This window comes from Pseudoalteromonas sp. APM04, assembly GCF_022809815.1.
Lineage (GTDB): Bacteria > Pseudomonadota > Gammaproteobacteria > Enterobacterales > Alteromonadaceae > Pseudoalteromonas > Pseudoalteromonas marina.
Map to the genome: position 1 here is coordinate 1517331 of NZ_CP094441.1, position 22070 is coordinate 1539400.

Consider the following 22070-nt stretch of genomic DNA (forward strand, 5'->3'; position numbering starts at 1 on the left):
AATAATGACAGACATTACCATAGATACATCAGCGTTAGAGAATATGAAATCTTTATTGGGCGAGCAGTTTGCTGATACGCTTGATTTTTGTTGTGCCGAGTTTGAACGTCTGGGCTCAGAAGTTATGGCAACCATTGGTAAAGATAAAGAGGCAGCGATTCGTCATTCTCATAGTTTAAAATCAAATGCCGCGCAGTTTGGTGCGTCTAGTTTAGCTGATGTTTCGCGCACCATAGAGTTAAGCTTAGTTGATGATGACTTAGCTAAAGCGATGGATGCTTGTGCCAACTTAATGCCACAGGTAGAAGGCTCTCAAACAAAATTTAAACAATGGTTAGATGCACAATAGTTAACGTGAATTAATTTCAGTTTTAAGCTGTTAAATTTACTGGTGTTATATATTTACTCGGTTAGTCTAGTAGGCAACCGGGTTTTTATTGTTTAGATAAAATAGACCCTGCTTATAAAACTCAAATTACAAAGGTCATCAGGCGCCAGCCAGTAGAGGTAAAATGTCAGATATAAAAAAGAGTCATAAATTAGAAGGCGTATGTTATGACATTCGTGGACCTGTTTTAGCTCAAGCTAAAAAAATGGAAGACGATGGTCAAAAAGTCTTAAAATTAAACATCGGTAATCCAGCTGCATTTGGTTTTGATATGCCTGAAGATATGCATCGCGATATTATCCGTAACCTGTATTCTGCCCAAGGTTATTGTGACTCTAAAGGACTTTACTCAGCCAGAGTAGCTGTGTACCAACATTATCAACAACGTGGGTTAAACAACTTAGACGTTGATAACATTTATATTGGTAATGGGGTAAGTGAACTAATCCAAATGATCACTCAAGCTTTGCTTAACAACGACGATGAAGTGCTTATCCCTGCGCCAGATTATCCGTTGTGGACTGCGTCAGTTAAGTTAGCGGGCGGTAATCCCGTTCATTATTTATGTGATGAAGAGCAAGACTGGTTTCCTGATATAGATGACATAAAAAGTAAAATCACCTCTAAAACCAAAGCCTTGGTGTTAATTAATCCGAACAATCCTACTGGTGCGGTATACAGTGATGACCTGCTTGAGCAATTAATAGATATTGCGCGAGAGCACAAGTTACTGTTGTTAAGCGACGAAATTTACGAAAAGATTTTATACGATGGAGTTAGCCACACTTCAATTGCTTCATTGTGTGATGATGTGCCAATGATTACTTTTAATGGTTTAGCTAAAACTTACCGTGCTGCTGGGCTAAGAATGGGGTGGATGGTTTTAAGTGGTAAAACATCAGCCATGGACGACTTAAGTAAAGGGTTAGATATACTCTCGTCAATGCGTTTATGCGCTAATGTACCTGCCCAATATGCAATTCAGCAGGCATTAGGTGGTGTGCAATCAATTGATAACTTAATTAATCCGGGCGGGCGATTATACGAACAACGTGATATTGCATGGCGCGGTTTAAACGCGATTGAAGGGATTAGCTGTAAAAAGCCAAAAGGCGCTTTATATGCGTTTGCCAAGGTTGATACTGCACACTTTAATGTAAAAGACGATGAGCAAATGATGTTTGATTTGCTCAAGGCCGAAAAAATATTGTTAGTGCATGGGCGTGCGTTTAATTGGCCAGAGCCTGATCACTTTAGGTTAGTGTTTTTACCTAATAAAGATGACTTAACTGATGCCATGCAAAAAATGCAGCGTTTTTTTAAAGATTATCGCCAGTTATAAAACGTTATAAAAAAACGAGCCTGTTGGCTCGTTTTTGTTTTTAAAGGCGTGTTATTAATATGCTTTATCTACTCTTACGGTGTTATCGCCTAAATAAACTAACCTCACATTATCGCCTTTTTGAAATCGCATACCTTGGTCTAGGTCTTGAACTACCATAAATTGGTCGCCATTTTCTACCTGAATTAGTAATTCAACTAACTGAGTTTGTTTGTAATAGCTACCTTGCTGACTATTGTTAGCAACGCTACCACCGAGAACTGAGCCTAAAATTGTGGCTATAGCACGACCGCTGCCACCACCAAATTGATTACCAATAACACCACCAATAAGTGCGCCACCAAACGTTTTCCAGCCGTTCTTTTTGTCTTGTATTAGTTCTTGCTCGCTGATGTTTCGTACTGATTTAATGTCACCAAACAACACTTTTTGAACTGCTACGGCTTTATTGCGCTCGTATTTAGCAAAAGTGGGTGCACTTAATGTAAGTAAAGCGCACATAATTACAGCAATTGCTTTCATAACTTACTCCTATCGGCTTACCAGCCAAAGGTTGATTTTTCTTTGGTTTTGCGAATTTCAGTTTCGTCCGCCCATTCAATAAGTCCGCTTTTCATATCCATTAAACGCATTGTGAATTTATAATATACGTCTGATTTATCTGCATTTGTTTTAACAATGCTTGATAAGTTGCCATACAACATGTATTGCGCACCAATTTGTTGTCCAAATGCAACCGCTGTTGCTGGGTTCACTAATGCATCTTCGTTTTGAAAGGTTAGCTGTTCACGTACAGCTTCAACACGTGTCATGTCTACAAAGCGAAACTTACCGCTGCGTAGCATTTGCGTTGAGATAGAATCAGTGATTGATTCTGTATCAATATGCTCACTGGTTTTGTTTTTAATACGTTCCACAAACACAACAGGACGGTTATTTTGAGTCATGGTTCCCACCACTGGCGAGCTTAGTAATGAGTCGGTCATTTGGCTCGCGACTTTTTGTAAATCGGTAGAACCAAAATTTATATCAGTTGTTTCAACTGCTTGAGCGTCACCATAGCTAACTACGGCTTTGTTAGCACAGCCGCTTAAGATCAATGCGCTGAGCCCGACCAATGCGTAGGTGGATGCTGTTTTAAATGTCGTGTTCATAATAGTTTCCTTTAATCTTTAAATTCTTGAGATTCAGTTGATACTTTTCTAACTGCCAGTGAAAATGTAACAGCATCAGAGCTAGGCGCTAAACCTGGTAATTGTGTATTAGCAAAACCAAATAAAGTTAATGGCTGCCACGGTGAATGATTTCCTTTAATCAAAAATCCATCTTTATCAAACCATTTAAATTGATACTGTAAATATTGTGACTTTTTATATTGGCTAGATAGGGTAACCACGACATCCGTTAACTGATTTGTTTGACGCGTTTTAACGTCGGTAATGGCGAGTTTTTCACCTGAATCAGGGTTATCCACTCTAAGTTGATCATTAAAATTTCCTTTATTTTGTTCAACCGCTATACCTGATGTGTCAGGCTGTGTTGCACAAGCACTTAGCAATAAAACGGCACACATTGGCACTATGTATTTCATGGTGTCTCCTAGAGTTGAACTACATGGTAGTTAAAATAGTTATTAATAGAGGTTAGGTAAATTAAAGTTAACCCTTGCTTACTAACGGTAAAACTAATAGGCGGTTGATTGCCTATATTTAATATATGTTCACCTGCTGTCAGACTTTGACGCGCTACAGAAATTTGATTTGGTAATGTAAGCCAGCTTCGGGTGTCGGCTTGCTCTGACGCTAAATTATATATATTGGCTAAAATGTTGCCTACATCTCCTGCGCTGCGCGCAAGCTCAGCGCGAACTTTTTCTTTAGTTATGAGCCGTAATACTTGGCGTGTAATTTTGCCTGGTATTTCTTGTTCAAGAGTTTTAGCGGCTAGGGCTTCTAAATAAACTAATGGCGCTAATGCTACTTCTTGTCCAGCAATATTCACATTTTGTATTGGGCTAATGTAAGCACTGTCTTTATATACGGGCATAGCAAGGCTATAAAAACGAACATCACCTTTACTTGTATCAATCGGTAGTCTTAATTTAAATTCAGTTTGTTTGGGCACGAAACCTTGTTCAAGTAATACGATTACTTCACCATGGTTAGGCTTTAAAGTGCTAAGTTCGCCAAAACGTTGTGTGTATTCGTCAAATTCTTGATGAAACCCTTGTTTTTTAGCTAAGCGAATTACATCTTGCTGTAAATATTTATTATTTGGTTGAATAGCTAACGCTTTTTTGTAGTCTATGTAGGCGTCGTCAAACTGTTTTGCACTTTGGTAAAGCAAAGCCGATAAGTAAAAAGTGTATGCGTTTTGAAAGCCGTTTTTAACATCTCTTGTCACATTATTCATACTTGGATAATGCTGCTGCGCTTCATTTTTTTCTGAATCTATTTCTGCTTCATTCTCGCTAAGCGCATCGGCTTGTACTTTATTAGCTCGGCGAATTTCGACCAGTGCGCCTTCAATATCATTTTTATAAACATAGTTAAGTGCTTTATAACTATGAAGCATGCTCATCTCGTAAGCAGGCGGTACATAGGTAATTGCCGAGTCATTCGTAAATAATGCATTACTTTGTTCAAGCCCGGCACTTAGTTGAATCTTTGCAGCTTGGCGTTTCGTTTGCATTTGAGCATATACGTTTTCGAATTTGCTTTGAGCGTTATCAGCTGAATTAGTAAGGTCGTTGATACGCGCTTGCTCAAGTTGGTTAAGCAAGTAACTACTGTGTATAGTGCTATTGTCAGCAATTAACGATTTAGCTTGTTGTAGGTTATTATTTTCAATAGCATTTCGCACTGGCGTCATTTGTGTGGCGTAATCGTTAAATAGGTCGTTAAACCCTATAGAGCTACAACCACTTAAAATAAAACAAACGCTTAAAATTATACTTCTGCGCACACAGCACTCCTTTTAATCTACTTAAGCAGGTTAACACACTCACTTTAAACAAGAGTGTGAAACATTGTAAAAAAACGTAGAGCCATATCATCGTTAAGGTAAATATGCATGTTCTATGTGAATAAGGCGTGAATTTAGTAATGTGTGAAATAGACAGCGAAAAGTTAAGGTCTTATTAAGTTTAAAGTTTTTGCACACTTTGCCTTATGCTGTATAAATAACTTACTTTTATAGCAGTTTAAGTTATTTAACTACTCACCCATAAAAACAGATTATTTAACAACCAGATTTAGGTTAAAAAGGATTATTTTGAAAGCAGCTATATATACATTTATTGCTTTAATAGCATTTGCCGCCAATTCTTTATTTTGCCGAATGGCATTAGCTGAGGGGTATATAGATCCCTATAACTTTACCATCATTCGTTTATTAAGCGGTGCTGCATGTTTAGGTATTATTATGAGCGTTTATACTTATAATCTAAAACGTAATGGGTCATTTAATGATGCTATTTTAAGTGATACAGGGAGTTGGCGAAGTAGCATTAGTTTACTTGTTTATGCACTTAGTTTTTCGGTGGCCTACGTTGAGTTAGATACCGGAACAGGCGCTCTGATTTTATTTTCAGCCGTGCAACTTACGATGATTGGTTGGGGTATATATAAAAAAGAACAATTAAGCGCCGTGCAGTGGGCTGCTTTTTTGATTGCTGTTACGGGGTTTGCTTATTTGATGCTGCCCTCAGCGGCGGTGCCCTCGCTAATAGGAGCGGGATTGATGGCCATAAGCGGTGTTGCTTGGGGTATTTACAGTATACGTGGCAAAGTATGTGTATCGCCATTGCGAACGACAGGGTTTAATTTTATTAGAAGTTTAGTAGCGCTCCCCATCTTATTACTTGTTAGTATGAGCTACTTTAACGCACTTACCATACAAGGCATTTTACTCGCGAGCGCTTCTGGCGCTTTAGCCTCTGGCATTGGCTATAGTATTTGGTACGTTGCAATGCCATTACTTAAAAGCACGCAGGCTGCGGTTGTGCAATTGTGTGTGCCGGTAGTTGCAGCGTTTGCAGGCGTTATTTTTTTACAAGAACAATTAACGGTTGAATTTGTTATCGCCAGCTTAGTTATATTAACAGCGGTACTCATATTTATTTTAAATAAAAAGAAGGAGTAGTCCTTCTTTTATGGTGGACTAACGTTGGTCACAAAGCGCTTATAAAGTGAAGGTAAGTGCGCCAATACGGCACTTTTACCAAGTAGTTCACTGTTTTCAATGCATTTTCGTAAAGCACTTTCAGTTAGTTGAATACTTAGCAATTGTGATTGCTTAATGTGGCTAATATGCCAAAGTTCAGGAGCTACCCCGTTTAAATCTTCGCGATAAGGCCGATAAAAACCAAATTTCTCAAGGTGAATACCGAGCCATTCACTAAATGCTGAAAAGGGACCGTTTTTCTCATATTCATGAGGAGATAACTGCAGTTGATAATCGTCACTAACACTGGCTTTGTCGTACACATCCAAATCGGTACCAAAATGGTGCCTACTTGCCCCAGGTAAAGCTGAATAACGCATAATTGCAATACACTTATCAATGTCATTTAAGTTCGTTAAATCAACAACCTTTTGTTGTGAATTATAAACAGGCCTTTGTCCTGAAAATTTGTTATTCCAAATTAGCGCCTGACGGTCAAAATCTCTAAAGCTTGATGCAATAGTTAAGTCAAACCCAGCTTGTTTAGCTGCGTTTTGTAGCGCTATAAAATCAGCAGTGATAGCGCTATGCAAACGATGGCTTTGTATTTTAGTTAAATGTGTATCACTTTGCCCTGTGACACACGCTATCGTGGGTACTTCTAAATCAGTCATTAGGTTAACAATTGCTCAAGTATTTGCTCGTAAATGTCGGTGAGTTTAATTAAGTCATCTGTACTTACGCACTCATCCACTTTGTGAATGGTGGCATTACGAGGCCCAAGCTCAATGACTTTAGCACCGGTTTGTGCAATGAAGCGACCATCAGAGGTTCCCCCCGTGGTTTCTAAATTGGTTGCTAATCCTGTCACAGACTCAATAGCATTAACGGTTGCGTCAACGAGTGGACCATGTTCTGTAATAAATGGGAGACCATTTACAATCCAGTTTAACTCGTAGTTTAAGTTGTGTTTTTGTAAAATGTCGATTACACGCTGTTGTAATTGTTGATGTGTGACTTCGGTGCTAAATCTAAAATTAAATTGCACATCTAGCTCACCAGGGATCACATTACCTGCACCTGTGCCGCCGTTAATATTTGATATTTGAAAGCTGGTTGCCGGAAAAAAATCATTCCCTTTATCCCACTGGGTTTGGCTAAGCTCTGTTAATGCTTCAGTGGCTAGATGAATAGGGTTTTGAGCCAGGTGAGGGTAGGCAACATGTCCTTGAATACCTTTAACTTTTAAGAATCCGGTAAGCGAGCCGCGTCGGCCATTCTTAACTACATCACCTAAGACATCCCGAGATGAAGGTTCGCCAACCAAACACATATCAATTTTTTCACCGCGAGATTCTAGTGTATCAATAACTCGGGTGGTTCCATTTATAAATGGTCCTTCTTCATCAGAAGTGATTAAAAAAGAAATTGATCCTTTGTGGTCGGGGTGTTTAGTTACAAAACGCTCAGTAGCCACAATCATGGCAGCAAGCGAGCCTTTCATATCGGCAGCTCCTCGACCATGCAATAAACCATTTTCTACCAGCCCTGAAAAAGGTGGGTGCTGCCAGTTTTTTGCGGGACCCGTAGGCACTACATCTGTGTGTCCTGCGAAACAAAAATGCGGCGACTGTTCGCCTTTACGTGCCCAAGTATTTAATGTATCTGTAAAAAATAGTGACTCTATATTAAAGCCGATCGCTTCAAGACGTTCGTTCATCATTTGTTGACAGCCGGCATCTTCTGGGGTGACAGATTCACGCTGTATCAAGGCTTGTGCAAGTGCAATTACTTCATTCATTATTTAAAAATCTCATCGTATTGCGCGACCTTAAAGCCTAAATAAAAATCAGTACCGTTAACTAATACTGGTCGCTTTATCATGGCGGGCTGCTGAACTAATAATTGAATAGCATTTTGCTTAGTCAAATTTTGTTTTTGCTCGTCACTTAGAGCTCTGTATGTAGTTCCACGTTTATTGACTAATTGTTCCCAATCTAATTTATCAGCAAATTCAGCGACCATTTGTTCATTAACACCCTCTTTGCGGTAATCATGAAAGGTAAATTCAATATTATTATCTGTAAGGTACTTTTTAGCTTTTTTAATTGTGTCGCAGTTACTAATTCCGTAAAGAGTGATCATAAGTTACTTCTTTTTAATAATAGTTAATAAGGTGTCTTCAGCTGCTTTTACATGCAGGTGTGAATAATGAAATGTGCCCAGTTTGTGACCATTAAGTAATATTAAACTTCCTAGCATGGGGGAGTCTAATTCTCTAAGGTCAAAATAAGCAAGTCGTTGGCCTTTGAGTACTTGGCTGCCATTTAACTGTGCTATATGGGTATGCGTAATTGCTGCAGAGGCAGGTAAGGTTAAATTAATGAGTATTTTTAAACCATTTTTAGCCTGCAAAATAAATTCAGTTCCTGCGTTTTTAACCTGCAGTAAAACCCCATCAAAGGGGGCTAAAATTTTATGACTGGTTGCTTGCACCATAACACCGGGGCCAAGTGTACCAAAACTGAACAAAGGCTCTGGGTGATTACTTAATTCTACTACCTTTCCCGTAAAAGGACTGGTGATATTAATAGCATCACGGGGGATTTTATTTTGTGCAATAAGCTCTATTGGTTGTGCTTTCATAAATTAGTTTGTCACCACATTATAGCCATCTTTTTTTAGTGCTGTGATTGCCTGGGCCGCTGTTTGTTTTTTTACAAGTATGTAGTCAGTATCGTAAGTTGAAATAGAAAAGATAGATATTTGTGCTTTAGCTAACACGCCAGAAATATTAGCCATAATTCCTGTTAACGAAAACCCTAAAGGGCCAATAACTTCTAATGCTTGCCAATCAGATTCTGTATCCAGGCTGTGTAATTCAAAACTACTGGGGCATACAATTGATAGTTCGTCATGGGTTTTTGAGATAAAAAACAACGGAAGTTTTAACAAAGCAGCAGGGATATCAGCATCAATACCTAAACTATGTATAGACAAAATAGTGCTGTGTAATTGTAATGTTTGTTTTGACATTAAAAACCTGCGGTACAGCAAAGACGATTTATTAATAGTATAGATTATTGAAGATAAATTAAAGCGGTAACTCACCGTAACTAAGCTGCAAAATATGAGCTACTTATACTTACCCACAATTTCTGTGGATAACTATGGGGGTTGAGAGGTATAAATAGCCTAACTAACTAATTTATAATTAGAAATTAGCTAGGCTATAAAAAGCACATGTTAATTAAAGCCTTTAATTAAGTGCTTCGACTTGCGCTGCTTGAATAGCGGTAAGTGCGATTGTGTATACAATGTCATCAACTAATGCACCACGGCTTAAATCGTTGACTGGTTTACGCATACCTTGAAGCATTGGACCAATACTGATGAGGTCTGCGCTTCTTTGCACGGCTTTATAGGTTGTATTACCGGTATTTAAATCAGGGAAAATAAACACCGTTGCTTTACCCGCTACGGGGCTATTTGGTGCTTTTTTAAGCGCAACGTTTTCCATAATTGCTGCATCGTACTGAAGGGGACCATCAATAATCAAATCGGGACGTTTTTGTTGAGCTATTTTGGTTGCCTCTCGCACTTTTTCAACGTCGGCTCCTGTACCAGATGTACCTGTACTGTAGCTGATCATGGCAACACGCGGCTCTATACCAAAAGCTGCAGCTGAGTCAGCTGACTGAATCGCAATGTCAGCAAGTTGCTCAGCATTTGGATCTGGGTTAATTGCACAGTCTCCGTAAACGAGTACCTGATCAGGCAGCAACATAAAAAATACCGACGATACAAGCGATGAGCCCGGGGCCGTTTTGATGAGTTGTAATGGCGGTCTAATTGTATTGGCGGTTGTGTTAACTGCTCCTGAAACAAGTCCGTCAACTTTGCCTTGTTCAAGCATCATAGTACCCAGTACTACGTTATCAAGTAATTGTTCTTGCGCTACAACAGCGGTGAGACCTTTGCTTTTTCGGATTTCGACCATAGGCTCGACATAATCATTAATGATGCTGCTTGGTTCTACAATGCTTACATTTTCGTTGAGCTCTATACCTTGTTGCTCAGCAATACGCATTATTTCTTCGCGATCACCTAATAAAATGGTTTTTGCTATACCGCGTTGCCCACAGATAGCAGCCGCTTTAATAGTTCTAGGTTCGTTGCCTTCAGGTAAAACAACCGTTTTGCCTGCTTTACGGGCTTTATCTGTAAGTAAGTATCTGAAAGCAGGTGGCGAGAGTTTACGTGTTTTCCCCACATTTTTTGCCAGTGAGTTCAGCCAATCTGAGTCAATAAATTCAGCATTGTGGCTTTTCACTTTTTCTATACGTTGGTCATCATCGCTTGGCACTTCCATATTAAAGTTATGAAGTAACAACGATGTTCGCCATGTATCGGCTTCTGTTGCTAAAATTGGGAGGCCAGTTTGCATTGCTTGTTCGCACAGCGCCATAATACGCTGTTCTGGCATAAAACCACCGGTGAGTAGTATTGCCCCAATTTTTGTACCATTCATTGCCGATAAACACGCAGCTACTAAAATATCAGAGCGATCGCCAGGAGTAACTAATAGTGCACCTGGTGTAAAGTGGTTTAAAATATTAGACACTGTACGTGCACAAAATGTGATACGACGCAGGCGTCGATGCAGCATGTCACCTTCGTTAATAATTGTGGCTTTTAAATACGCACTTAGGTCTTTCACTCGTGGTGCGACTAAATCAAAATCCCATGGTATTGCACCAAGTAACATAAATGGATTTTTTCTAAAAATTGGCAGTGATGCTAAGCGGTTTAGTTCGTTATCTACTTCATCAGGTTTGTAGGAGTCGACTAAATCGGCGCGTGCTCTGCCTTCTTCATCAAGAGGGGCATTTACTTTATTAAAAATACAGCCTAATACACGCGGGTGGTCAATACCACCGTAATTACCAGCAGCAATCTCAAGACGATCTTCAAGCTGGGTAATATTATCGTTACCAGGCGTTAATACAAATACAATATCTGCGCCGAGTGTTTGCGCTATTTCACGGTTAACGCGCCCAGCATATGGTTGTTTACGAGTAGGAACCATGCCTTCAATGATGGCTACTTCATCGTCGTTAATTTTACTTTCAAAGCGCTCAACAATTTCTTCTAATAAGTCGTCGCCCTTTGCATCACCAATCATTTGCTCTGCGTAATCCAATGCAAACGGTGTTGGTGGGTCAATAGGGGAGCCTTGCTTTATTATTTGTGTCGATTTTTCTGGACCGGTTTCGCCAGAGCGCGGTTGAGCAATAGGTTTAAAGAAATTAACTTTTACCGCCTTTTGCTCAAGCGCACGCACAAGCCCGACGGAAACAGATGTTAAACCAACTCCCGTAGAAATCGGTATCAACATAATACGGTGTGCCATATTATAGCTCCTTAACAATATTTGCAGAGTCGAGGGCGATAACCCATTCTTCATTCGTTGGCATGACGACAGTTTTGATACGAGATTGCTCAGTGCTAATTACACCTTGTTGACCAAAACGAGCATCTAAATTTGCTTGCGTGTCACATTCCATACCTAAAAATCCAAGTTGAGTGATCACTTTTTTACGGATGATATCTGAGTTTTCTCCAATACCGCCGGTGAAAATAAGCGCATCAAGACGCTGCAAAGGCACCATGTACGACGCAATTTGCTTAGATAAACGATAGCAAAACATTTCGAGTGCTAATGCTGCTTGTTGATTTCCCGCCATAGCAGCTTCTTCAATGGTACGGCAATCGTTAGAAAGTTCACTAATGCCTAACAAGCCACTTTTTTGATTAAGTAAGTCATCTATTTGTTGCGCACTATAATCTAGTTGTGTCGTTAAAAAGTTAAATAAACCTGGATCAATATCGCCACTGCGAGTACCCATTACTAACCCTTCAAGTGGCGTAAGGCCCATACTTGTATCGACACTGTCACCATTTTTAATCGCACATACAGAACAGCCATTCCCCAAATGAGCACTAATAAAATTACTTTTTTCAATAGGTTGGTTAAGTAGTTTTGCTGTTTGCCCGGCAACATAAAAGTGGCTCGTACCATGAAAGCCATAACGTCTAACACCAAACTCGGTATATAAATTGTAAGGTAGCGCATAAAGGTATGCGACCTTATCCATAGTTTGGTGAAAAGCCGTATCGAATACGGCAATTTGAGGTAAGCCTTTAAACGAGTCTTGCGCTGACGATATACCCAGTAAGTTGGCATGACCATGAAGCGGTGCAAGTGTTGCAGCCTGGGTTATGCTTTCAATAACTTTATCATTAATTAATACTGATTTGGTAAAGTGCTCGCCACCGTGAACAACACGATGACCAACAGCAATTAGCTGTTCATCTAGTTTGTGATCTTTTATTAACGTCACTAGCGTATTAATAGCCTCAGCGTGAGCTTGCTTTGGCGCTAAATCAATAAGTGTTTTATCACCTTTGTATTTATACTTTACCGACGGAGTTTCTGCACCTAGTCGCTCTGCTAAGCCAGATATAATTTCATGGCCGGTGTTTGCATCAATAATGGCAAACTTTAAACTTGAGCTACCACAGTTTAATACTAAAACATGTTGTGACTTAGGAGCGGGTGTTGGCATAGATATAATTTCCATAAATAAAGTTTAGTAAGTGAACATTAATTATTTACTGTTACACTCAGGTCTTAATTAAAAGGCTAAAGATATTATAAACAAGGTCGTTAGACCCATTAATAAGTTTTATATTTTAAACTATTTGATGTATTTAGTTTAGTATTTTGCACAATTTAACAGCAAAATTAAGCAGTTTTACTGATTAAGTGAAACCCGCTGTATTTGTGTTACACTTTATAAAAACACGAGCTAATTTATATATTGAATTCAGTAATTGTGAGGAGTCATGATGCAAAAAAGTGTGATGTCACAAGTTCAAATTGGTAGACAGTACGCAAAACAATGGCCAATGCGAAAAGAGTTAGCTCCATTGTTTAGTGAGTTTCGGGTAATTAGAGCAACAGAACTTGCCATTACTGTTATGCCCATTCTTGCTATGTTGACATTATTTTTTCAACTCAACTACCTTGGCCCTGATTTTTTACCACAAGCGATTGCCAGTGCATTGTTTTTCTTATCTTTACCTCTACAAGGTTTATTGTGGTTGGGTAAACGAGCACAAACCCCATTAGACCCAGCCATGCTAAGTTGGTACAAAGAGCTCCATACAAAAATGGTTGCTAATGGTTATCAAGCTAAGTTAAGTGAAAAAAAGCCCCGCTATTTGGAGCTTGCAACTTTACTTAAAGATATGTTTGAAAAAATGGATAAAGCGTTTACTAAAGAACAGTTTTAATAAAACGCTTTCAACAATCACGCTTTTTGAAATTGCGTTATATAAAACGACAAGGTGACATGGTGTTCACCTTTCTCTTCTAGTGTTTCCCAGTGCTCAGGTCTAAATTTCCACGCAAACGGTGTCATCATTATCAGGTTTCTAACATCGTTAATACTCAGTGTTACCTGTTGAGTGATCAAATCTTGGTGAGTTTCTGTAAAACCTTCAGGCACATCTACTTTCGTATGCTCGCTTACTGATTGGTAAATATAAGCTTTTAACTCTTTTAAATGCCATGGCCCTGGGCTGGCCACGACAAGCGTAGCATTAGGTTTAGCGAGTCTATCAAGCTCTTTAGTAAATAAAGGTGCAAATACACTTATAAGAATATCAGCAAACCCTTCTTTAAAAGGGGCTTGACTGATTGAAGCAACGCTAAAGCTGCAGTTGGGGTAACGTTTAGCGGCGTATTTTATAGCTGACTTTGAAATATCTACACCATAAACTTGCGCCTGAGTATTATTAGCAATAGCGTGGGTGTAAAACCCTTCACCGCACCCTAAATCAATAATATTATTACCTTTTATAGTACTTGTTATATCGCTAAGTGCTTGTTGTAAAAATTCATAAAAACCTTGCTCTAAAAATGTGCGCCTTGCTTGCACCATTTCAAGCGAGTCACCAGGTTGTTTAGAGTTTTTGTTTTGAACAGGCAGTAAGTTAACGTAGCCTTCTTTGGCAAAATCAAAACTGTGGTTGCTTTCACAGCGCAGTGTATTTTGAGTTTTTGTTAGCGATTTGCTACATAAAGGGCATTGATATTCAAGACTCATGAGTCTAGGTAATCCTTGTCGTAAAAAGTTTTAACCCAGTGGGGACGGTATGTAATTAAAATGGTGATGGCCATTCCGTTCAACATGGCTTCAGGAAACCAAATTATAGCACTTAAATAAACGTAATTGTCGGCAAGTTCTTGCCAATTATACTGACCTAAAGAGAAATAAAAGAGGGCACCTAAAGATATCTTTATGCACGCTATAAACCCAGCTGTTATGAAGGCACAAACAAATATATAAACAAAAAAATGTTTTGGTAAATAGTGATAGCACACAACAAAACTTAAATAACTCAATAATATGGGAATAAAAGCGCCAATAAGTATCTGTACAGGTAAAAGGTTAAAACTAACCTGCTCAAATGAAAACAACAAGGCACTTGCCAGTAGGCTACTAAAAATGGTTAGCCGCCAGCCTAATATTAAGGTGGCTGCAGTAATACCAAGTATGTGCAGGTCAAGGCCAGTTAAAATACCGGCTTTAATACGCCACAGTAGTGCAAATACAAGCGCACAGGCTAATACACCTGTTTGCCTAGCAGATGTTTTATAAAGCGATTTATAGGTGTTTTTGTCAAAACTAAAAATCGCAATAGCAAGTACAAGGGCCCACATCAGCCCTTGTATTTCAGTGTTTAACATTATAGCTACTTGAACGTTGACCAAATTGGCGCATGATCTGATGGTTTATCAATTGCACGCAGCTCATAGTCAATTCCTGAGTCAATACAACGCTCAGCAAGTGATTGAGTTGCAAGTACAACATCAATTCGCAGACCGCGATTATCTAAAAAGCCTTTAGAGCGGTAATCAAACCATGAGTATTGATCGTTAACATCAGGATAGAGTTCTCTGAAGGTATCTTTAAATCCCCAATCTAAAAGTGTTGATAGCCATTGACGTTCCTCTGGTTGGAAAGAGCACTTACCTGTTTTTAGCCAGCGTTTAGCGTTGACCTCACCAATACCTATGTCTAAATCTGTAGGTGATATATTTATGTCGCCCATAACAACTACATCCTGATCGGGAGTGAGGTTTGTATCTAGATGTGTCATCAAATCTTTATAAAATTGACGTTTATAGGGGAATTTAGTTTCGTGATTGATGTTATCGCCTTGCGGGAAATAACCATTCATAACGGTAATGTCGCGACCGTTATCTTGTTCAATAGTGACACTGATCATGCGCTTTTGCGACTCTTCTGTGTCGGTAGCAAACCCTTTTAAGACCGATTTTGGCTCTTTTTTGCATAACATAGCTACGCCGTAATGTGCTTTTTGACCGTGAAAGTAGACGTGGTACCCCATTTTTTGAACATCGTCTAATGGAAACGCTTCATCATGAACTTTAATCTCTTGCAAGCCAATTACGTCTGGTTGATGTTTATCAATAACAGCTTGTAATTGGTGAAGACGAGCACGCAGACCATTGATATTGAAAGAAATCACTTTCATTCGATTTACCTTTAAATTTGTTCTCATTTTGATAGCAAATTGTATCAGTAATTTAGCTTACATAACATGTCTGAAATGACAAAATAGCTGCGCAAATGTTGATCAAATGGTGGTGAAAGTTTAAACATTGTTAATGTTGTATTAATTTATAAAATAAATAAAAAATTCAATTGATCTGCAATAAATTGGCTATATAATGCGCGCAAATTCATTGGCAAACTCGTTCACATAGGATCTCTCATGAAAGCACAATTATTTTTAGCGGCAACATTATTAGCATCTTCTTCTGTTTCAGCTCAAAGTAACACTTACTTCAGCCAAGACAGCTCTATTGAGTCTAAGCTGTGTGTATTAAGCGCAAACGAAGGTTTTTCTGCAGCACGTAAATTAGCAGCTAAGCACAATGTATACTTATCACGCTTCTCACAAAGCATCATGTGTAACGGCCAAGATATTCGTGATATTGCAAAGAAAGATTCAACAAACAACATAACTGAAAACAAAGTAGAAGTGTTTGCTAAAGATGCTCAACAAGAAACTCAATTATGTATGACTGCATTAAAGCAAGGTTTAGCGCCAGTACGCCAAAAAATAGGTAATTTAAACTCGCTTAAATGTAACGGTCAGAAAGTTACTGACTTTGTTAAGCGTTATCAAAACGCTGCAATTTAATTAGCACGACAAAATTAATGAGAGCCCAGCTTTTACAGCTGGGCTTTTTTTTGCAAAATTTACAAGGTTGGTTGAAAAGGTTTCAAGGCTAACGTATTGAAAATAGAATAAATAATAAACAGGTTTTCTGTAAGGTGCTGAAATTTATATTTATTTTATTTTGGCACCAGACTTGTATTAGTTGTTGTGACATTTATTAACAACGAAGGACACGTCTTATGAAAAAGTTAACATTAGCAACAACTATTCTAGCAACATTAAGTTTAGCAGCCTGCGCATCTAATCAAGGTCTTGATAAAATAGACAGCGACTTTGCAAGCCTAGACAACGACAGTGATGGTTTTATTTCAAAAGTTGAAGCTGACGACGATAATATTTGGGGTCACTTTTCAAATATCGACACCAATATGGATGAAGAAATTAGTCGTAAAGAATTTAATGCTTACATGCAGTTAAACACTGGCAAGGTTGCAACCGATAGTGATGTAAGTGAATCAGCCTTTAAAGCTGAAATTGCAAAATTTGACAAAATTGAAAGTAGTTTTGCCAGTTTAGATAACGATAGTAATGGCTACATATCAGTTGTTGAAGGCAATGACGACGATATTTCAAATCACTTTGGTTATATGGACAAAAACGAAGACAATCGAATTAGTAAAAATGAGTTTATGGGCTACATAAATAAATATGGTAAATCTGTAGCTGAAGACGAAGCGTTAGAGTCAATTAAACACAGCTAATTAAAATTCAGAACATAAAAATCAAAGCCAGTTATTTTAACTGGCTTTTTTTATGGCTAATTTTAGATAATTGCCAGATATATTTTCCTAGTTAGTGGTTGTTCTGTCATAATAGATGGCTGTGTATTTTTATTTATTAAGAGTGTATATGGCTGGGCGGCGAATTAGTGATGAGCAGTTGGTTGAAATCATTGAGGCTGCGATTTTTGTTGCAGACAAACCCATAAGTAAACGCCATATTAAAGACACTGTTTTAGTGGATATTGCAATTTCTATGTCACGTATAAACGAGGCTATAGAAACAATACAAACACACTTTCAAACCCGTGGTATTCGCCTTGTTGAAGTTGGTAGTGGTTATCGATTTCAGGCGTGTAGTAGTTTGAGCCCTTGGTTGAGTAACCTATGGCAAGAACGAGCTCCTAAATACTCACGTGCTTTATTGGAAACATTATCACTTATTGCTTATCGTCAACCCATTACGCGTGGTGAAATAGAGCAAGTAAGAGGTGTAACAACGGGTTCGAATATAATTAAAACCTTACTCGAAAGAGAGTGGGTGAAAGTGGTAGGGCACAAAGAAGTACCGGGTAAGCCCGCTTTATACGCCACTACTAAACAATTTTTAGATTATTTTTCATTAACGGGTTTAGAAAACTTACCTGCGTTACCTGCGCAACAAGAAAGTAAAATAAACCAGTTATTAAGTGATCCTTCTGTGAGAGAACCATCCGAATGAATATACAAGGTGAAAAGTTACAAAAAGTCCTAGCCAGAGCTGGTGTAGGCTCGCGTCGTGAAATGGAAAAATACATTGATGCTAACCGTGTTAGTGTTAATGGCAAAGTAGCTAAACTCGGTGACCGCGTTGAAGAAACCGATTTAATTCGTGTTGACGGTCATACCGTAAAAATTGAAGAAAAAGCTGACAGAATTTGCCGTGTAATTATGTACAACAAACCCGAGGGAGAGTTGAGTACACGTAAAGACCCTGAAGGTCGTCGTACTGTATTTGACAGACTTCCTCGTATTGATGGCGATCGTTGGATAGCTGTAGGCCGACTGGATGTGAATACGTCAGGCTTAATGTTGTTTACCAACGATGGTGAATTAGCCAATCGTTTAATGCACCCAAGTTATGAAGTAGAGCGTGAATATTCTTCGCGTGTGTTTGGTGAAGTAACAAACGAGACACTTAAAAACCTGATGCGTGGTGTTGAGCTTGAAGATGGTCCTGCAAAATTCACAAATATAAAACCGCTAGGTGGTGAAGGAATTAACCGCTGGTTTAATGTGACGTTAAACGAAGGGCGCAACCGCGAAGTTCGTCGTTTATGGCAATCTCAAGACGTTGAAGTGTCGCGTCTTATCCGTATTCGTTACGGTAAGCTAGAGCTAGATAAGCGTGTGCCACAAGGTGGTTGGGTTGAATACGACTTAGAAACCGTTAACTACTTGCGTAAAACGGTTAAGTTAGGTCGTGAAACGCAAACTAAACTTTCAGTTATGCCTGAAAAACGCAAAGATAAACGCGCTAAAATTAATCAAATTCGTAAAGCGGTTAAAAAGCACAACCAACGTGTTAAGTCGACTAAGCGTAAGTGATATTTTGACGTTTTGTATAAAAGCCGCATTATTTGCGGCTTTTTTATTGAGGTTAATAAAAGTAAACAGCTGTTACTTTTTTATTTGTGCGTCTAATGACTCGCCATTGACTGCAATTGAATCATCACTCATTAAATATAAATAGGTCGGCATAATGCTTTCAGGTGTTGCCAACTTATCCCTATCTTCACCAGGGTATGCCGATGCGCGCATAGATGTGCGTGTAGCACCTGGATTAATACAGTTTACGCGAATGTTGGTTTTACCTACTTCACAAGCCCACGTTTGCATCATACCTTCAACTGCAAACTTAGAGATGGCATAGGGTCCCCAAAACTCACGGCCTTTACGACCAACACCAGATGAAGTGAAAACAATAGAAGCATTGTCTGATTTACGCATCACGGGGAATAATGCTTTGGTGATCATTGCTTGAGCTGTCACGTTAACTTTCATGATGTTCTCAAACGTAGATGAACAAAAATGTTCTAGTGGCCCTAGAGAGCCTAATATGCCAGCATTATTTAAAAGTCCGTCTAAACGACCAAACTGATTCTCAATAGTTGCAGCAAGATCACGATAATTTTGTTTTGTTGCGCCTTTTAAATCCATTGGCACAATCGCAGGTTTTGGGTAACCTGCATTCACAATTTCATCGTATACGCATTCAAGTTTATTTGTTGTTTTACCTAATAAAATAACAGTCGCACCATGCTTTGCATAAGTAATGGCTGCTACCCGGCCAATACCATCGCCTGCGCCAGTGATTAAAATAACTTTATCGTTTAATGCATTTTCAGCTGCTTGATAAGTGTGCATAAAAGTACCAATTGATAGATTTTTTCTGATTTTAACATAGCAATTCGACAAGTAATCGAATTTATTGAAAAATTAGGTGGCGAAAAAAGAAACTTTACGTTAAGTTTAACTGGTCTAATGTCTCATTAATAATCTGATTACATTGTTTTAACTTGATACACTGATTAAACACACTATAAAAATAAAATATGTTCGGAGTCACCAATATGAAGAAAATGCTACTTTCACTCTCGGTCACTGCTGCTTTAGCAGGTTGTGGCGGCGGAGAAACGTTAGAAGATGTTAAGAATGAAACCGCTACAGTTGTACCTATGGCCACGGTTAGCTTTGACCCGGCTAACGGTGTAATTTCTGTTCCCAATGATTTATTAATGAGCGGTACCCAAGATGGTACTTTAAATATCCCAGGTGAATTAGATGACGACAATGTATCTATCCCGCGTGCTGCATATGCTGATCCTCAGTTAGCATTAGGCGCACTGGACGGCTGGTCGTCTCAAGTTCCTTATAAAGTTGATTTGACATTTCCACCAAATGTTTCACTTGATGAAGCGTCAGCTGGAACACCTGGTAGCGTAAGAATTTTTGAAGTAATAATGGGCGCAAGCCTGACAGATGCAGAATGTTCTGTTGCTCCAGCTGGTGCAGCTTGTAAGCTTGTTGGCGAATTAACATTCGGTGTTGATTTTGTTACTCAAGCTTCAGAAAATGCTGTCGCTATTATCCCTCTTAAGCCTTTTAAAGCAGGTAGTTCGTACATCAATGTATTAACCACAGGCCTTAAAGATTCTATGGGGCGTTCTATTGCGCCGTCATCTACTTATGGCTTAGTTAAGCAAGAAGCGCCATTAATTACTGATTCTCAACTTGCATTACAAGGTGCAGTTAATAGTTACGAGAACGTAGTTGTGAGCTCTGGGGATATTTCAAAGCAAGATATTATTTTTTCTGGCGCGATGACGATTCAGTCAGCGGGTCCAGTACTTGGCACAATTAAAAACTTACTGGCTGCAAGTTTACAAAACGATGCTTTGCCTACACCAGCATTGCAAGTACCTGAACAACCTATGGTCAATGTGCAACAAGTGTTTGCATCTCAGGGTGTAACAGTATCTGCTGCGTTTTCAGGCGTTCAATATCAAAAAGGTAGCATTATGTTACCTATGTATCTTGGTACGCCAACTGGCACAGATATTAGCGATTTAAACGATACATACTGGCAAGGTATGTGTGATAACGCTGTAGCACTTCAAGGTTACAAAGCGGTTGCAGGTGATGCATTCCCAACTGATCCTATCAGTGAAAATGATGGGTTATGTTCAGCGCTTAGTGGTGGACAGTTACGTGACCTAGGTATCGATAGCACACGTCATTTAACAAAATATAACTCAATCCCTAAAGTACAAAGTATGGCTAATGTACCAGTACAGGTGACAAAGCCAATTTTACCAATCATTAACGGTGTACGTGCACAGTTACAGTTGCCAGCAATTGAGATGCCTGAAGGCGGTTGGCCTGTTGTTATGATGCAACACGGTATTACAACTAATAAAGAGAGTATGCTTGCGCTAACGGCTCAACTTTCAATTCAAGGTTTTGCAACGGTTGCAATAGACCACCCTCGTCATGGTGAACGTGGTGTTGATGTAGACGGTGACGGCAACGATGATTTTAATGCAACGACCGGTTCAGTACTTAGCTACATGAATTTAAGCTCTTTATTAGTTGCTCGTGATAGCTTACGCCAATCAGCAGCTGATTTATTAGGTTTACGTTTAGGCTTAAACTTTTTACAAGATGCAACTATTAACAGCCAAGATGTAACATACATAGGGCATTCATTGGGTTCTATTGTTGCTCCTGCATTTATTGCACAGGCTAATAATCCATTAGCGCCTACTGTTGACCCATTATTTAATGTAAATACAGTAGCTCTGGCAAGTGGCGGCGGCGGTATAGCTAGCTTCTTACTAGAATCAGCAGCATTTGGTCCGTTTATTCAAGGCTCTGTACTTTCTCAAGCTGGTACAACTGAAGCTGATGAATTTAATGCCTTCTTGCAAGGTGATGCTGTTTCTAACTGTGGTGCTGAGTTGCCAGATATGGAAGCATATTTAACGTGTGGTTATAACGAGTATATTACTTCTATAACAACGGCAGGTGAGACAGCTAAGCTTACTAATATCCAAGGCGTGTTTACGCAGTTTGCTTTTGCTTCTCAAACAGCATTAGATAGCGGCGATCCAACTAATTACGCAGCAGCGGTACAAGCGTTAGGTACACCTGTTTATACGAATGTTGTAGTGGGCGACGGCGGTGAAAACAAGCCAGATCAAGTTATTCCACCAATGGCAGCTAACAATCCTATTTCTGGTACAATTCCACTTGCTAACTTTATGGGATTAGAAACGGTAAGTACAACGCAAGCAATGACAGAAGCACCGGCTAGCTACTTAGTTAAATTTTCTAAGGGTCATCATGGTTCGATTTTAACACCTGCTCAAGATGCTGCTCAGTCTTCTACTGTAGAGGGGAGTGCTGCTGCAAATGCTGAAATGCAAATGCAAGTTGCTGTTTATTTAGCAACGCGCGGTCGTATGTTATTAGTAACAAACAGTGATGTTGTTACTGATTAAATATACACTCTAAAATATATCTAGTACAAAGCCACTTTAAAGTGGCTTTTTTTTGCTTAAAAGCATGATAAATT

Annotated in this window: 24 protein-coding genes; 9 read left to right on the forward strand and 15 right to left on the reverse strand. The window is 39.0% G+C overall.

Annotation, left to right across the window (positions count from 1 at the left end; translation table 11 throughout):
• The first annotated feature begins 4 nt into the window (after positions 1-4).
• Positions 5-349, forward strand: a complete 345-nt coding sequence (locus tag MTP24_RS07185) for an Hpt domain-containing protein (RefSeq protein WP_008131485.1) — start codon at positions 5-7, stop codon at positions 347-349.
• 163 nt (positions 350-512) lie between these two features.
• A complete protein-coding gene (locus MTP24_RS07190; protein ID WP_243533436.1) occupies positions 513-1730 on the forward strand; it encodes a pyridoxal phosphate-dependent aminotransferase in 1218 nt (405 codons plus the stop codon).
• Between the two features lie 54 nt (positions 1731-1784).
• Here MTP24_RS07190 and MTP24_RS07195 read toward each other — a convergent pair whose 3' ends face one another.
• From MTP24_RS07195 to MTP24_RS07210, 4 genes are read right to left on the reverse strand one after another with little or no spacing between them, the layout of a single operon-like run.
• Positions 1785-2252, reverse strand: a complete 468-nt coding sequence (locus MTP24_RS07195; RefSeq protein ID WP_243533438.1) for a glycine zipper 2TM domain-containing protein — start codon at positions 2250-2252, stop codon at positions 1785-1787.
• A gap of 17 nt (positions 2253-2269) precedes the next feature.
• Positions 2270-2884 carry a penicillin-binding protein activator LpoB gene (gene lpoB / locus MTP24_RS07200; protein ID WP_008131492.1) on the reverse strand — a complete coding sequence of 205 codons (615 nt, stop codon included), beginning with the start codon at positions 2882-2884 and terminating at the stop codon, positions 2270-2272.
• 11 nt (positions 2885-2895) lie between these two features.
• On the reverse strand, positions 2896-3321 hold the full coding sequence (locus tag MTP24_RS07205) for a YcfL family protein (protein ID WP_243533440.1): 426 nt from the start codon (positions 3319-3321) through the stop codon (positions 2896-2898).
• Between the two features lie 8 nt (positions 3322-3329).
• Positions 3330-4694: an adenine DNA methylase gene (locus tag MTP24_RS07210; protein ID WP_243533443.1), complete on the reverse strand. Its 1365-nt coding sequence runs from the start codon at positions 4692-4694 to the stop codon at positions 3330-3332.
• 309 nt (positions 4695-5003) lie between these two features.
• Between MTP24_RS07210 and MTP24_RS07215 the strand changes: the two genes are divergently transcribed.
• On the forward strand, positions 5004-5873 hold the full coding sequence (locus tag MTP24_RS07215) for a DMT family transporter (protein ID WP_008131498.1): 870 nt from the start codon (positions 5004-5006) through the stop codon (positions 5871-5873).
• A gap of 8 nt (positions 5874-5881) precedes the next feature.
• Here MTP24_RS07215 and MTP24_RS07220 read toward each other — a convergent pair whose 3' ends face one another.
• From MTP24_RS07220 to MTP24_RS07250, 7 genes are all read right to left on the reverse strand, one after another.
• Complete coding sequence (locus tag MTP24_RS07220; RefSeq protein ID WP_008131500.1) at positions 5882-6568, reverse strand: M15 family metallopeptidase; 687 nt, start codon at positions 6566-6568, stop codon at positions 5882-5884.
• On the reverse strand, positions 6568-7698 hold the full coding sequence (gene dapE, locus MTP24_RS07225) for a succinyl-diaminopimelate desuccinylase (protein ID WP_243533690.1): 1131 nt from the start codon (positions 7696-7698) through the stop codon (positions 6568-6570). The genes MTP24_RS07220 and dapE overlap by 1 nt, the downstream gene beginning before the upstream one ends.
• On the reverse strand, positions 7695-8039 hold the full coding sequence (locus MTP24_RS07230; protein WP_058428993.1) for an ArsC family reductase: 345 nt from the start codon (positions 8037-8039) through the stop codon (positions 7695-7697). Before MTP24_RS07230 ends, dapE begins: the two co-directional genes overlap by 4 nt.
• A 3-nt stretch (positions 8040-8042) precedes the next feature.
• Positions 8043-8540 (reverse strand): PTS glucose transporter subunit IIA, encoded by a 498-nt coding sequence (locus MTP24_RS07235; protein WP_243533445.1) that lies wholly within the window; start codon positions 8538-8540, stop codon positions 8043-8045.
• A 3-nt stretch (positions 8541-8543) separates the two neighbouring features.
• A complete protein-coding gene (locus tag MTP24_RS07240) occupies positions 8544-8930 on the reverse strand; it encodes an ACT domain-containing protein (RefSeq protein WP_243533447.1) in 387 nt (128 codons plus the stop codon).
• Between the two features lie 223 nt (positions 8931-9153).
• Positions 9154-11307 carry a phosphate acetyltransferase gene (pta, locus tag MTP24_RS07245; RefSeq protein WP_243533449.1) on the reverse strand — a complete coding sequence of 718 codons (2154 nt, stop codon included), beginning with the start codon at positions 11305-11307 and terminating at the stop codon, positions 9154-9156.
• 1 nt (position 11308) lies between these two features.
• Positions 11309-12523 (reverse strand): acetate kinase, encoded by a 1215-nt coding sequence (locus tag MTP24_RS07250; protein WP_243533451.1) that lies wholly within the window; start codon positions 12521-12523, stop codon positions 11309-11311.
• Positions 12524-12806: 283 nt separating this feature from the next.
• Between MTP24_RS07250 and yfbV the strand changes: the two genes are divergently transcribed.
• Positions 12807-13253: a terminus macrodomain insulation protein YfbV gene (yfbV, locus tag MTP24_RS07255; RefSeq protein ID WP_006792170.1), complete on the forward strand. Its 447-nt coding sequence runs from the start codon at positions 12807-12809 to the stop codon at positions 13251-13253.
• Positions 13254-13270: 17 nt separating this feature from the next.
• On the opposite strand, the gene rlmA is transcribed toward yfbV, so the two are convergent.
• Genes rlmA through xthA form a run of 3 tightly spaced genes read right to left on the reverse strand, consistent with a single transcriptional unit; the run spans position 13271 to position 15524 of the window.
• Complete coding sequence (gene rlmA / locus MTP24_RS07260; RefSeq protein WP_243533453.1) at positions 13271-14068, reverse strand: 23S rRNA (guanine(745)-N(1))-methyltransferase; 798 nt, start codon at positions 14066-14068, stop codon at positions 13271-13273.
• Positions 14065-14712, reverse strand: a complete 648-nt coding sequence (locus MTP24_RS07265; RefSeq protein WP_243533455.1) for an energy-coupling factor ABC transporter permease — start codon at positions 14710-14712, stop codon at positions 14065-14067. Before MTP24_RS07265 ends, rlmA begins: the two co-directional genes overlap by 4 nt.
• Before the next feature lie 5 nt (positions 14713-14717).
• A complete protein-coding gene (gene xthA, locus MTP24_RS07270; protein ID WP_039036864.1) occupies positions 14718-15524 on the reverse strand; it encodes an exodeoxyribonuclease III in 807 nt (268 codons plus the stop codon).
• A 240-nt stretch (positions 15525-15764) separates the two neighbouring features.
• On the opposite strand from xthA, the gene MTP24_RS07275 reads away from it, so the two are divergent.
• From MTP24_RS07275 to rluB, 4 genes are all read left to right on the forward strand, one after another.
• Complete coding sequence (locus tag MTP24_RS07275) at positions 15765-16196, forward strand: hypothetical protein (RefSeq protein ID WP_008131524.1); 432 nt, start codon at positions 15765-15767, stop codon at positions 16194-16196.
• Between the two features lie 218 nt (positions 16197-16414).
• Positions 16415-16936: a calcium-binding protein gene (locus MTP24_RS07280; RefSeq protein ID WP_008131525.1), complete on the forward strand. Its 522-nt coding sequence runs from the start codon at positions 16415-16417 to the stop codon at positions 16934-16936.
• A 148-nt stretch (positions 16937-17084) separates the two neighbouring features.
• On the forward strand, positions 17085-17675 hold the full coding sequence (gene scpB / locus MTP24_RS07285; RefSeq protein WP_008131527.1) for an SMC-Scp complex subunit ScpB: 591 nt from the start codon (positions 17085-17087) through the stop codon (positions 17673-17675).
• On the forward strand, positions 17672-18541 hold the full coding sequence (gene rluB / locus MTP24_RS07290; protein WP_006792163.1) for a 23S rRNA pseudouridine(2605) synthase RluB: 870 nt from the start codon (positions 17672-17674) through the stop codon (positions 18539-18541). Before scpB ends, rluB begins: the two co-directional genes overlap by 4 nt.
• A gap of 72 nt (positions 18542-18613) precedes the next feature.
• Here rluB and MTP24_RS07295 read toward each other — a convergent pair whose 3' ends face one another.
• Complete coding sequence (locus MTP24_RS07295) at positions 18614-19360, reverse strand: YciK family oxidoreductase (protein ID WP_006792162.1); 747 nt, start codon at positions 19358-19360, stop codon at positions 18614-18616.
• A gap of 206 nt (positions 19361-19566) precedes the next feature.
• Here MTP24_RS07295 and MTP24_RS07300 point away from each other — a divergent pair, with 206 nt between their 5' ends.
• Positions 19567-21996 carry a VolA/Pla-1 family phospholipase gene (locus tag MTP24_RS07300; protein WP_243533457.1) on the forward strand — a complete coding sequence of 810 codons (2430 nt, stop codon included), beginning with the start codon at positions 19567-19569 and terminating at the stop codon, positions 21994-21996.
• Positions 21997-22070 lie beyond the last annotated feature (74 nt).

Coding starts and splice junctions, on each gene's coding strand:
- MTP24_RS07185 (WP_008131485.1), top strand. CDS start 5: ATGACAGACATTACCATAGATACATCAGCGTTAGAGAATATGAAATCT.
- MTP24_RS07195 (WP_243533438.1), bottom strand. CDS start 2,252: ATGAAAGCAATTGCTGTAATTATGTGCGCTTTACTTACATTAAGTGCA.
- MTP24_RS07240 (WP_243533447.1), bottom strand. CDS start 8,930: ATGTCAAAACAAACATTACAATTACACAGCACTATTTTGTCTATACAT.
- scpB (WP_008131527.1), top strand. CDS start 17,085: ATGGCTGGGCGGCGAATTAGTGATGAGCAGTTGGTTGAAATCATTGAG.
- MTP24_RS07220 (WP_008131500.1), bottom strand. CDS start 6,568: ATGACTGATTTAGAAGTACCCACGATAGCGTGTGTCACAGGGCAAAGT.
- yfbV (WP_006792170.1), top strand. CDS start 12,807: ATGCAAAAAAGTGTGATGTCACAAGTTCAAATTGGTAGACAGTACGCA.
- MTP24_RS07190 (WP_243533436.1), top strand. CDS start 513: ATGTCAGATATAAAAAAGAGTCATAAATTAGAAGGCGTATGTTATGAC.
- MTP24_RS07265 (WP_243533455.1), bottom strand. CDS start 14,712: ATGTTAAACACTGAAATACAAGGGCTGATGTGGGCCCTTGTACTTGCT.
- MTP24_RS07205 (WP_243533440.1), bottom strand. CDS start 3,321: ATGAAATACATAGTGCCAATGTGTGCCGTTTTATTGCTAAGTGCTTGT.
- MTP24_RS07280 (WP_008131525.1), top strand. CDS start 16,415: ATGAAAAAGTTAACATTAGCAACAACTATTCTAGCAACATTAAGTTTA.
- MTP24_RS07250 (WP_243533451.1), bottom strand. CDS start 12,523: ATGCCAACACCCGCTCCTAAGTCACAACATGTTTTAGTATTAAACTGT.
- xthA (WP_039036864.1), bottom strand. CDS start 15,524: ATGAAAGTGATTTCTTTCAATATCAATGGTCTGCGTGCTCGTCTTCAC.
- MTP24_RS07230 (WP_058428993.1), bottom strand. CDS start 8,039: ATGATCACTCTTTACGGAATTAGTAACTGCGACACAATTAAAAAAGCT.
- MTP24_RS07235 (WP_243533445.1), bottom strand. CDS start 8,540: ATGAAAGCACAACCAATAGAGCTTATTGCACAAAATAAAATCCCCCGT.
- MTP24_RS07275 (WP_008131524.1), top strand. CDS start 15,765: ATGAAAGCACAATTATTTTTAGCGGCAACATTATTAGCATCTTCTTCT.
- pta (WP_243533449.1), bottom strand. CDS start 11,307: ATGGCACACCGTATTATGTTGATACCGATTTCTACGGGAGTTGGTTTA.
- rlmA (WP_243533453.1), bottom strand. CDS start 14,068: ATGAGTCTTGAATATCAATGCCCTTTATGTAGCAAATCGCTAACAAAA.
- MTP24_RS07295 (WP_006792162.1), bottom strand. CDS start 19,360: ATGCACACTTATCAAGCAGCTGAAAATGCATTAAACGATAAAGTTATT.
- MTP24_RS07300 (WP_243533457.1), top strand. CDS start 19,567: ATGAAGAAAATGCTACTTTCACTCTCGGTCACTGCTGCTTTAGCAGGT.
- rluB (WP_006792163.1), top strand. CDS start 17,672: ATGAATATACAAGGTGAAAAGTTACAAAAAGTCCTAGCCAGAGCTGGT.
- lpoB (WP_008131492.1), bottom strand. CDS start 2,884: ATGAACACGACATTTAAAACAGCATCCACCTACGCATTGGTCGGGCTC.